The 10096-nt window shown below is 64.4% G+C and carries 11 protein-coding genes and 2 pseudogenes; 6 read left to right on the top strand and 7 right to left on the bottom strand.

The window, feature by feature from the left end; translation table 11 throughout:
- Window positions 1–522 (top strand): DUF5011/hyalin repeat domain-containing protein (locus KQI11_RS06755; protein WP_216401564.1); only part of this gene is annotated, 522 nt, incomplete at its 5' end.
- Window positions 523–951: 429 nt separating this feature from the next.
- Here KQI11_RS06755 and KQI11_RS06750 read toward each other — a convergent pair.
- The 4 genes and pseudogenes from KQI11_RS06750 to KQI11_RS06735 all read right to left on the bottom strand — a co-directional run.
- Window positions 952–1212 (bottom strand): annotated as a pseudogene (locus tag KQI11_RS06750) (acylphosphatase); the annotation flags it as partial.
- Between the two features lie 28 nt (window positions 1213–1240).
- Window positions 1241–1804 (bottom strand): signal peptidase I, encoded by a 564-nt coding sequence (lepB, locus tag KQI11_RS06745; protein ID WP_021658173.1) that lies wholly within the window; start codon window positions 1802–1804, stop codon window positions 1241–1243.
- A gap of 259 nt (window positions 1805–2063) precedes the next feature.
- Complete coding sequence (locus KQI11_RS06740; protein ID WP_216401563.1) at window positions 2064–3839, bottom strand: oleate hydratase; 1776 nt, start codon at window positions 3837–3839, stop codon at window positions 2064–2066.
- A gap of 190 nt (window positions 3840–4029) precedes the next feature.
- Window positions 4030–4986, bottom strand: coding sequence for a GNAT family N-acetyltransferase (locus KQI11_RS06735; protein WP_216401562.1), 957 nt, complete (start codon window positions 4984–4986; stop codon window positions 4030–4032).
- A gap of 238 nt (window positions 4987–5224) precedes the next feature.
- Between KQI11_RS06735 and KQI11_RS06730 the strand changes: the two genes are divergently transcribed.
- Together KQI11_RS06730 and KQI11_RS06725 are read left to right on the top strand one after the other, a co-directional pair.
- Window positions 5225–5482 carry a helix-turn-helix domain-containing protein gene (locus KQI11_RS06730; RefSeq protein ID WP_052537583.1) on the top strand — a complete coding sequence of 86 codons (258 nt, stop codon included), beginning with the start codon at window positions 5225–5227 and terminating at the stop codon, window positions 5480–5482.
- A 128-nt stretch (window positions 5483–5610) separates the two neighbouring features.
- Window positions 5611–6048 (top strand): CobD/CbiB family protein, encoded by a 438-nt coding sequence (locus KQI11_RS06725; protein ID WP_216401561.1) that lies wholly within the window; start codon window positions 5611–5613, stop codon window positions 6046–6048.
- A gap of 52 nt (window positions 6049–6100) precedes the next feature.
- Here the strand turns inward: KQI11_RS06725 and KQI11_RS06720 are convergent, their stop codons facing one another.
- Window positions 6101–6673, bottom strand: a complete 573-nt coding sequence (locus KQI11_RS06720) for a DNA-3-methyladenine glycosylase I (RefSeq protein WP_216401560.1) — start codon at window positions 6671–6673, stop codon at window positions 6101–6103.
- A 132-nt stretch (window positions 6674–6805) separates the two neighbouring features.
- The gene (locus tag KQI11_RS06715) at window positions 6806–7567 is read right to left on the bottom strand and encodes an N-acetyltransferase (RefSeq protein ID WP_216401577.1); all 762 of its coding nucleotides are present in this window, start codon (window positions 7565–7567) and stop codon (window positions 6806–6808) included.
- 285 nt (window positions 7568–7852) lie between these two features.
- Between KQI11_RS06715 and KQI11_RS06710 the strand changes: the two genes are divergently transcribed.
- Together KQI11_RS06710 and KQI11_RS06705 are read left to right on the top strand one after the other, a co-directional pair.
- Window positions 7853–8371 (top strand): methyltransferase family protein, encoded by a 519-nt coding sequence (locus KQI11_RS06710; protein WP_216401559.1) that lies wholly within the window; start codon window positions 7853–7855, stop codon window positions 8369–8371.
- A gap of 43 nt (window positions 8372–8414) precedes the next feature.
- Window positions 8415–8975 (top strand): YdeI/OmpD-associated family protein, encoded by a 561-nt coding sequence (locus tag KQI11_RS06705; protein WP_216401558.1) that lies wholly within the window; start codon window positions 8415–8417, stop codon window positions 8973–8975.
- 222 nt (window positions 8976–9197) lie between these two features.
- Here KQI11_RS06705 and KQI11_RS13465 read toward each other — a convergent pair.
- Window positions 9198–9335 (bottom strand): annotated as a pseudogene (locus KQI11_RS13465) (DUF6434 domain-containing protein); the annotation flags it as partial.
- 206 nt (window positions 9336–9541) lie between these two features.
- On the opposite strand from KQI11_RS13465, the gene KQI11_RS06700 reads away from it, so the two are divergent.
- The gene (locus KQI11_RS06700; protein ID WP_353653932.1) at window positions 9542–10096 is read left to right on the top strand and encodes a GNAT family N-acetyltransferase; all 555 of its coding nucleotides are present in this window, start codon (window positions 9542–9544) and stop codon (window positions 10094–10096) included.

Genomic DNA, 10096 nt, shown 5'->3' with positions numbered 1-10096 from the left:
GCGGTGGAGGGCATCGACACCACCCGGCCGGGGGAATACCTGATCGCCTACACCCTGGAGGACTCCGCCGGGAATCGCACCTCCCTCTTTTTGCGGTATCTGCTGCAGGAGGGGGACATCTCCGGCGAGCTGGAGCACTCCTCCACCCCCTTTACGGGGATGGAGGGGGCCGACTGGTCAGACGGCCGGGGCGGCGGCTCCGGCTCCGCTCTGGGAGGGCTGCACAACGGCTGCCCCATCCACTGGCTGGCCCTGTTGGGGGCGCTGCTCACCCTCTGCCACCTGGGCCTCTCCCGCCTGCTGCTTCGCCGCCGGGAGGAGGACGAGGAGGGGCGGCGCACCCACCGGGTGGGCCTGGGACGGGCCCTGCTGCTGGCCCTCATGACCGCAGCGGCCGCCTTTTTGGCCGCCCACATCCGCTGTGGATACGACCTGCCGGCCCTGCTGCTCTGGGCGGCTGCCATTGTTTTGGACATGGTGGCGCCGGAGCGGAGCCGCCGGGAGGAGCGGGCCGAGGGCTGAATGGCGAATGCTGAGCGATTTTTGAGAGAATAGCGCCAAAGGGGCGAACGGACCGAGAAAAACGGTCTGTTCGCCCCTTTTTTGTGGGGGAGGCGAGAGAATGCCGCCGGGCGGCCGCGCATGTTTTTGCGGGGGTGCGGCGGTTGTAAGGAAGGGGGTGTCGCCCCCCTGGGTCGCCCCTTTTTTTGCCGCAGGAGGGCGGGGCCGCGGGTGCGGCCGGAGGGGAGAGAAGGGGGCGGCGGGTCCAGCTTTCCCCCCGCCAAAAAAGGCCGCTGCTCTCTGGCGGCGGCCTTTTTGGCAAGGGGGGTGAGGGGCAGATGGCGTGGGCGGGGGTCTGCCCCTGTGCGGCGGGGGATTTGCGCGGGGAAGGGGCGGCACGACCGCTCCCCTCGGGGATGTCTGGCGGCGCGGGTGGAAAGGGCGGGGCCTTTAGACCACCTCGAACCCGTTTTCGCGGATGGGGTCCAGGCGGCGGGTCTCCACCCCCTCCACCTGGGACCAGCGGTTCCCCTCCCGCACCGCCTCCAAAAAGGCGTCCAGCTCGGCGGGGGGGCCCTGTACCTCCAGCTCCACGTCCCCGTCCTCCCGGTTGTGCACCCAGCCGGTGAGGCCGTGGAGGCTGGCGGTGTACTTGACAAAGTAGCGAAAGCCGACCCCCTGCACCCAGCCCGACACCCGGGCATAGATCCGCTTTTGTACGGCAGTTCCCTCCCTTCGGCTACTCCACCTTGCTGATGGAGGGGTAGTAGCGGAAGAGCACCTTGCCCAGCATATCTTTTTTGGGGACGTAGGGGGTGCTCCAAAAGCGGGCGTCCAGCGAGTCGTTGCGGTTGTCCCCCATGAGGAAATAGTGCCCCTCCGGCACGGAGTAGGGGCCGTAGTCCCCCTGGGGGATGCCCTTGACATAGGGCTCCTCCACCATCTCGCCGTTGCGGTAGAGGACGCCGCTCTCGATTTCGATCTCGTCCCCCGGGATCCCGATCACCCGCTTGACGTAGAGGCGGTGTTCGTCCGGCGGGTAGAAGACCGCCACGTCCCCCCGCTGGGGCTCGCCGAAGGTGTAGGCCAGCCGCAGGGCGATGATGCGGTCCCCGGGCATGATGGTGTCCTCCATCGAGGAGGTGGGCACCTGGGCGTTGACGATGACCACCAGCCCGATGAAGAGGGCCAGCGCCACCGCTACCGCAAACACCTTGACCCAGCTGACGACCTCCCGCATGACCGCTTTTTTCTTTTCTGCCACTTCGCGCATGGCCTGCTCGTCGTGTTCCTCCGGCAGCATGACACCGCTTCCCTTCCCTCTGGCGTTTTTCTGTATCGTTACCAATATAGCACAATTCACCCCCGCCGAAAAGGGCGGGCAGGCCCTCTTTTTGCTATACAAAATGGAATATATAGATATAATATAACAAATTTTCCCTTCTTTTGCTCTGTTTTGCGCTGTTTACCGGTGCATTCGGCAAAAAAGGCGCAGCCCGGAGGCCGCACCTTTTTTGTGTTTGGGGAAAGGGGGAAGAGGGGATGGGGACGGAGGGCTGCGGCTAGATGAGGTGGTAGCGCGCCAGCAGCTCCTCGATGACCGTGCCCGAAATCTTTTTCATGGTGGCCTTTTCCACCAGCCCGGCCAGGAAGGGCAGCTTGATGTCGGTGAGTTTTTTGCCGTCCATCATCTTGGAGGTGGAGTCCAGCAGCACCCGCACGTCGTAGCAGGAGTTGAAGACCTCCGGCACCCCGCGGTCCACATCCAACAGGGTGTAGACGGCCTCCATGGCGGTGCGCACCGAGTACTCGGTGGTGAAGACGGTGTCGCGCACCGTGTCGGCGAACTGGCCGATGAAGGCGAAGTTGACGCAGCCTTCGGGCACCACTTTGGGGCGGTCGCCCGCCGTGCGGGGCATGAAGAAGGAGGTGATATAGGGCATCATGCAGGGGATGCAGTGGGCCCCGGTGGCCGCCAGCTCGGGGATCTCCTCCTCCGGCACCCCCATGTGGTAGAGCCACTCCATGGTGATTTCCCGGCCGGTGCACTGGCGCATCGGCTTTTTCACATAGTCGCCCGGCACGTCGGTGTAGAGGCCGTACACCCAGACCACCAACTGGTCCTTCGGCTGCTCTTTGAAATGGGGCTGGCGGTTGAGGGTGAAGCTCATCAGCCAGCTGGAGTCCTTGACGGTGATGATGCCGCCGGTGACCACCTTGCCCGAGAAGGGGTCGCGCTTGCACATCTTTTGGATGTAGGGGGGGATGCGGCCGTCCAGGGTGGTGATGGTGGCCGACTCCCAGTTGGTCTTGGGGATGTTGCCGCAGAACTTCTCCGGCCGGCCGAAGGCGGGATCCTGGGCGGCGATGTTTTTCCAGAGCTGCCAGCAGCCGCCCTCGCCGTTTTGGGTGGTCTGGGCGGGGGCGTGGTCGTCGTCCCCCAGGGTGGAGTTCTCGGTGCAGCTGCCGTTGGTGACAAAGACCAGGTCGTCCTCGAGGAGGTCGATGCGCTCCTCCCGGCCGTCCCGCAGGCACTGGATCTGCCGGGCCACCTTTTTGCCGCCGCTCTTTTCAAAGAGGACGTTTTGCACCTGCACGCCGTACTGGAAGTCCACGTTGTGCCCCTCCAGGTATTTGACCATGGGCAGGATCAGCGATTCGTACTGGTTGTACTTGGTGAATTTGAGGGCCGAAAAGTCGGGCAGCCCGCCGATGTGGTGGATGAAGCGCTGGATGTAGAGCTTCATCTCCAGGGCGCTGTGCCACTTTTCAAAGGCGAACATGGTCTGCCAGTAGAGCCAGAAGTTGGAGGAGTAGAACTCCTCATCAAACACGTCGTCGATGGTCTTGTCGTAGAGGTCCTCGTTCTTGGTGAAAAACAGCTTGACGATCTCGGCGGCCGCCTTGTCCGAGAGGGCGAATTTGCCGTCGGTGTGGGCGTCCTCCCCCCGGTTGACCGAGGCCCGCATCAGGGAGTAGTTGGGGTCGTGCTTGTTGAGCCAGTAGTACTCGTCGAGGACGCTGACCCCCTCGGTCTCGATGGAGGGGATGGAGCGGAAGAGGTCCCACAGGCACTCGAAGTGGTTCTCCATCTCCCGCCCGCCGCGGACGATGAACCCCCGCTGCGGGTCGTTGATGCCGTCGCAGGCGCCGCCGGGGAGGGAGAGCTCCTCTAAAATGTGGATGTGTTCGCCCTTCATCTGCCCGTCGCGCACCAGGAAGCAGGCCGCCGCCAGAGAGGCCAGGCCGCTGCCCACTAGGTAGGCGGACTTGCGGTCGACCCCCTCGGGTTTTTCAGGGCGGGCAAAGGCCTCGTAGTTGCCGTTGGAATAGTACATCAAAAATCCCTCCGTTTTGTCTTTGGTGGATGGGTCTCTTCTCTCGATGGCTCTATCCTACTCCCCCCCGGGCCCCGCCGCCATAGACAATCGCGCCCCCCTGTCGCAATTTTTGACAGGGGGGCGCGATTGTAAAAAGTTTGGACAGATGGGGGGAAGTGTCTAAATGAGGGGGAGAGGGCGGGGGAAATCAGAGCGGGAGGGGGTCCAGTATCCGCTCGTCGACGCGGCGCACCAGGCCGTGGGTGTAGGGGGAGAAATACTTGCACCAAAAGGCGTGGGCGGCGGGGTTGATGCTCTCAAAGTCCACGCCGAGGTGGGTGTACCCCTCCCCCTTTAGGGATCGGATGGCGCAGTTCAGAAGGGTTTGCACGACCCCTTTGCCGCGGTGCTCCCCCAGGCAGAAAGCGCCGGTGATGTGGCGGTAGCGGGGGGAGGGGGAGAGGAAGGTCTCGCCTTTGGCGGACAGTTTTAGATAGGCGCACAACCGGCCCTGAAAGGCGGCGGCAAAGCAGCGGTCGCCCTCCGCCGCGCAGGAGCGGCAGAAGGCGTCGCAGCTCTCCAGCGGGCGGGCCATAAAGGTCGGGCTCTCCCGGAAGTGCCGGTCGAGCAGCTCCTCAAAAGGGTAGACGGAGGAAAATTGGGCGGGGGGCAGCTCGAAGAAGGAGTACCCCTTGGGGGGTGGGCAGTCGATCGGCTCCATGGGGCGGATGGCGTCGACACAGCGCAGACCGAAGCCGTACTGGAAGAACTGGCGCTGGGCCTCCTCCCCCTGGGCGTAGAGGGCGACGGCGTGGCTGAGGGCCCCGGCCCGCACCCACTTGGCGGCGGCGCGCTGGTACATGGCGGCGTAGACCGGCCCACGCCGCTCCGGTGCGGCGGCGTGGGCGCCCATGGGGGAAAAGACCCCCCGGCAGCGGGTGGAGCCAAAGGCGTTGTCGAAGGGCGGGCCGACGCTGAGAAAGCCTACCATCCGCCCGCCCTCGAAGGCGGTGACGCCCAGGCCGACCGCGGCAAAGGGGGTCAGGTCCAGCCCCTCCTCGACCGCTGGCAGGGCGGGAAGGCGGCGCTGCTGCTCCCGGTAATCGGCCAGGGCGAGGGCGCTGGCTGCGGGGATGTGGGATGGGGTGAAGTCGACAATGGTCATGGGGACCTCCTCTTTATGATATATTCACTGGGTAAAGAGTTTTTTTATGGAATGCAACAGGATTGTAGCATTTTTTCAAAATATGGGCTACGCGATATAAAATGAATGGGGAAAAGCTATTTTTCTAGGAACTTCTATAAAAGGAAGAAAGTTCCCTCAAAGTAAGGAAACACTTATCATCGGTTTGTTAAAACGCGCCCACAGTATTGATAAAATAATGGGGAGGGGAAGTGATATTGTGAAAACCGATTACCCGGAGCGCTACCGGATATTGGGGCTAAAAATTGCCTATTACCGCAAGCGGGCTGGATACACTCAGGAAGCGTTCGCGGAGAAGATTGGCAGGAGCAACAATTTCATTTCCCAGGTCGAGGGGGTAGGGACTACCAAAGGGGTCTCACTAGAGACCCTTTTCAAGATGGCGGAGGTTTTGGGTGTCCCTGCGGGGGAGTTGCTGGAGGAAGACCAAAGAGGCAGCATTCCCCCTTCAAAATGACCTGTGCAGCAAAATACAGTTGTAAATTTGCGCACATCCACTCCTATATTATAGCGCAGATTGCGATGTCGGCGCATCTCATGAAAACATTCTGAAGCGATACGGTATGTGTGGGGGGAGGCAAAGCTGTGAAAAAGAAAACGCGCCGCGACTGCCCGCTTGTGGGCTCTTGCCGGCCCATCTACCACCCGCCTTCCCTGGAAAAGGCGAACCGAGCCTACGCCCGTTGGGAGCGGGCGTTGCAGAGGGAGCAGTGGACCCGCCGGGCGGCCTGGGTGATGGCCCCAGCGGGGGTGCCGTTTGCGGTGTTGACCCTTTTGTGCGCTTTGGCCGGGCCCTGTGGCTGGCTGCCCGGTGAAGTGGCGCTGTTGAGCGGGGGGACATCGGTCCTTGCTGCCTTTGGCTGCCTGGCCCTCTCCCTGCTGCTGCGGGAGGTGGCGCGGGTGGCCAAAGAGGCCGGCGACGCGGCCTTTGCGACCTACGAAAACAGCCGCTATGCAGCCACCAGTCCCCGCTCCGCCCACTTTATGGGCGGGTGCGGGGCGGGGAAATGGGAAGAGGAATAGAGAAGCGCCCCGGACGGGTCTGTCCGGGGCGCTCTTTTGCTTGGGGGCGGGGCTAGCCCTGCATCTCGCGGTAGACAAAGCAGCTTGTCAGGTGGTCGTTGACCATGCCGACGGACTGCATATAGGCGTAGACGATGGTGGAGCCAACAAACTTGAAGCCCAGCTTCTTCAGGTCTCTGCTGATTTGGTCGGAGAGGGGGGTGCTGGGCGGCACCTCCTCCATCTTCTGCCAGTGGTTTGTGATGGGGGTGTCGTCCACATAGGCCCAGAGGAACTGGTGGAAGCTGCCGCAGCGCTCCTGCACCTTTAAAAAGGCCTGGGCGTTGGTGATGGCGGCGCGCATCTTGAGGCGGTTGCGGATGATGTCTTTGTTTTGCAGAAGCTGTTGCACCTTGGCCTCGTCGTAGAGGGCCACCTTGGCGGGGTCGAAGCCGTCGAAGGCCTGGCGAAACGCCTCCCTCTTTTTGAGGACGGTGTTCCAACTGAGGCCGGCCTGCATCCCCTCTAAAATCAGCATTTCAAACAGCTTGTTGTCCTCGCGCACGGGGCGGCCCCACTCGCGGTCGTGATAGGCGATGGAGAGGGGGAGTTCCCCCGCCCAGGCGCACCTTGTCTTTTCGCACATGAAAACACATCCTTTTTTTGTTTGTCCGCCTGCGGGCGGGGGGAGGGGGGAAGTTGGGCCAAACGCCCCTTGCCGGTGTTGGCGGTCCCGGCGTCGAGGGCCGCTGTCCCGCGGGCGCGCTGTCGGCGGGGGTCACAGCCCCCTTTCGAGGAGGAGCTTTTCAAACTTTTTTTCGGAGAGGATCTCGTGGGTCACGAACGCGCCGTTGTAAAAGAGGGAGTAGGTCGGGAAGGGGGTGGGGGCCTGCCGGGCCTGCTCCCGGGTGGTGAGGTGGACGGACCGAAACGGGACCGCCCGGTCTCTGGCCATCCCCTCGATGAGGGGGGCGTACTTGGCGGGAAAGGGGCACTGGTTGGTGTAGTAGAGGACAAAGCCGTCGGCCGCGGGCCCCTGGGCCCCGCCCTTTGCCGAGGGGCCGAAGTGGGGCGGCTCGGCCTGCCCGTCAAAGGGAAGGTAGAGCAGTTCAAAATAGGGGGGCGCGGTGTCGGCGACGGCAAAGCCCTTGTGCCGCAGGTAGTTGGGGTCGGAGAGAAAGCCCCTCTTTTTTGGGGAGGAGAGGATGGCGAGCCCCTTTTTCCCCTGCTCCCTGCTGTCGCGGATGCACTCTTCCAGCAGGAGGTTGGAGTGGCCCCGCCCCGCGAACCGCCCCGCCACCCAGAGGCAGTCGATGAAGGTGTAGCCGTCGGCCTCCACCGGGGCCCAGGCAAATTCGGCGGGGAGGTATTCGATGAAGCACTTTCCCCGGACATCGCCCTTTAAAAAGACGAGGCCCTCGGCCAGCCGCTCCTTCAGCCAGGCCTTTTTGGAGAGCACCTGGCAGTCTGCATTGTTGGAGAGGGCGCAGCAGATGTGCTCCTGCGCCAGATTTTCGGGGGTGATTTTGACAAGGTCGATCATGTTGTCTCCTTTTTTGCGGCCGCACATTTTGCGGGGCGGCGGCCCTTTTGTTTATCCTACCATTTCGGGCGGCTTTTCTCAAGGAGACCGGGGCGGGAGGGGGGACCGACTCTCCCCGCTGGACGGAGGGACGGGCCCATGGTACAATGGTCAAAATCCCCTTTTTTCAAGGGCGTTGCGGCGCGGGGGTGGGGGCGGCGGTCCCGACTTGCCCGGGGCGGCTGGGCGTTGCGGCGGAGAGATGGGCGGGAAAACAGAGGTTTTGGGGGGAGGGTGATTTTGATGGGGGCTTTGCTGTTGCTGCCCTTTTTTCTGCTGCGCTTTGGCCTGCTGGCCGTGCTGGATCGGGGCGCAGTGGGGCGGGCGGCCCACTTTGCCCCCCTGCCGCCCGGGGAGCGGGGAGCCTACTGGGTCTACCAACTGGCCAACGTGGGCATTCTGCTGGACATCCTCTTTTTGAAGGTCGAGACGGCGTCGCCGGGCCTTTTCTGGGCGGGGGTCGCCCTCTACGCCGGGGGGATGGCGCTGCTGGCGGCCTCTGTGGCGGCCTTTGCGGCCCCGGCGGCGGACGGGTTTTGCCAGCGGGGGGTCTACCGCCTCTCGCGCAACCCCATGTACCTGGCCTATTTTCTCATTTTTGTCGGCTTTGCGGCCCTGGGCCGGTCGCCGCTGCTGTTGGGGCTGACGGCGATCTTTCAGGTTTCGGCCCACTGGATCATCCGCGCGGAGGAGCGGTGGTGCGCCCAGCGCTTTGGCGAGGCGTACAGGCAGTACGCGCGCCGGGTCAGGCGGTATTTGTAGCGGTTTTTCGCCCCTGTGGGGGCGGAGAGAGGAGGAGAGAGCGATGGAACGGGAGTTGCTGTTTGGCGACCGGGCGGCCTTTCGCCGGTGGTTGGAGGAGAACGGGCGGACGTCGGAGGGGGTCTGGCTGGTGTTTGGCAAGGCGGGCGGGCCGCAGACGGTGAAGGCGGGGGAGGCGTTGGAGGAGGCCCTCTGCTTTGGCTGGATCGACGGGCAGATGCAGCGCATCGACGAGGGGCGCTACCGCAAGTACTTTGCCCCCCGCCGGCCGGGCAGCAACTGGTCGGCCAAGAACCGGGCCCTGGCCGAGCGGCTTTTGCGGGAGGGGCGGATGGACGAGCGCGGCCGGGAAGAGGTGGAGCGGGCCCGGGCGGACGGCCGCTGGGCCGCCCCCGCGCCCCCGGCCATCACCGCGGAGCAGATGGACGCGCTGGAGGAGCTGCTGCGGGGACGGGAACCGGCCCACGGCAACTTTTTGGGGATGTCCCCCTCGGTGCGGCGGACCTATGCCCGGGGCTATTACGCCGCCAAGACCGAGGCGGGCCTGGCCAAGCGGCTGGCCTGGATGATCAAGCGGCTGAACAAGAACCTGAAGCCGATGTAGGCGGGACGGGCCTGGCGAGGACGCCCTTCCAGCGCGGCCAGGTCGGCGCGCTGGTACTGGCGGCTGCCGGGAAACTGCTTTTTGTAGTTCCAGCAGGCAGGCCTCCTGCAGGGTCCGGCCCGGGTTGTCGGCAAAGAAGGCGCGGACATAGGCGTTGTACTCGAACTGGCTGTCGATGGGGGCCGGCCGCTCCCTCTTTGCGGGTAGGATGGCGCGGTAGGCGGCCACCACCTCCCGGCAGGTCTTGTCCGGGTCGGCCTTCAGCCAGCGCTGAAAGGCCACGTTGAAGGTGAAGCTGGGGCCGAGCTGCCCCTGAAAGAAGGCGCGGCGGGCCTGGGTGCAGGCGGCATTCGGCCCGATGACGGCATCCTCTCTCGGGGGGGCTGTGGCGGCGGCGCGCCGGGGAGCGGGCGGCGGGGCGGTATCTCCCCGGTGTCGAGGAAATGGGCGACCCTCTCGGTGAGGGCCGCTTTCCCTTTTCTCTTGTTTTTTCTGTCAGTATACCCTGCCTTTCCCCCGCCGCCAAAGGCGGAGGGGAGAGGCAGGACACAGAGGAGGAATGCACTGTGATCTTTGAAACCCAGCGCCTGGTCCTGCGGCCCTGGCGGCCGGAGGACGCGCCGGCGCTCTACCAACTGGCAAAGGACCCCCGGGTCGGCCCCGCCGCGGGCTGGCCGCCCCACACCAGCGTGGAAAACAGCCGCGAACTCATCGAGGGGGTGCTCTCGGCCCCCTACACCTTTGCGGTGGTGCTGCGGGAGACGGGCGAGCCGGTGGGCAGCATCGGCCTGCTGTTCGGCGAGGGCAGCAACCTCCCCTTGAAGGAGGGGGAGGCCGAGATCGGCTACTGGCTGGGGGTGCCCTACTGGGGGCGGGGGCTCATCCCCGAGGCGGTGCGGGAGCTGCTGCGCCACGGGTTTGAGGAGCTGGGGCTGGAGCGGGTCTGGTGTGGGTCTTTCGAGGGGAACGAGAAGTCCCGCCGGGTGCAGGAGAAGTGCGGGTTCCTCTACTGCCGCACCGACAGGGACGTCCCCTGGCCGCTGATGGGGGATGTTCGCACCGAGCACATCACCTGCCTGAGCCGGGCGCGCTGGCTGGCGAGCTGCGCCGACAAAAACTGA

The sequence above is a fragment of the Acetanaerobacterium sp. MSJ-12 genome, from assembly GCF_018917875.1.
In the GTDB taxonomy this organism is placed as follows: Bacteria; Bacillota; Clostridia; order Oscillospirales; family Ruminococcaceae; genus Bittarella; species Bittarella massiliensis.
The sequence above is the reverse complement of the archived record's forward strand: the minus strand, read 5'-3'. Positions and strand labels throughout refer to the sequence as shown.

Excerpts from the sequence above, each read along its gene's own strand:
- KQI11_RS06720 (WP_216401560.1), bottom strand. The coding sequence starts at position 6,673 with ATGTGCGAAAAGACAAGGTGCGCCTGGGCGGGGGAACTCCCCCTCTCC.
- KQI11_RS06710 (WP_216401559.1), top strand. The coding sequence starts at position 7,853 with ATGGGGGCTTTGCTGTTGCTGCCCTTTTTTCTGCTGCGCTTTGGCCTG.
- KQI11_RS06740 (WP_216401563.1), bottom strand. The coding sequence starts at position 3,839 with ATGTACTATTCCAACGGCAACTACGAGGCCTTTGCCCGCCCTGAAAAA.
- KQI11_RS06705 (WP_216401558.1), top strand. The coding sequence starts at position 8,415 with ATGGAACGGGAGTTGCTGTTTGGCGACCGGGCGGCCTTTCGCCGGTGG.
- lepB (WP_021658173.1), bottom strand. The coding sequence starts at position 1,804 with ATGCTGCCGGAGGAACACGACGAGCAGGCCATGCGCGAAGTGGCAGAA.
- KQI11_RS06735 (WP_216401562.1), bottom strand. The coding sequence starts at position 4,986 with ATGACCATTGTCGACTTCACCCCATCCCACATCCCCGCAGCCAGCGCC.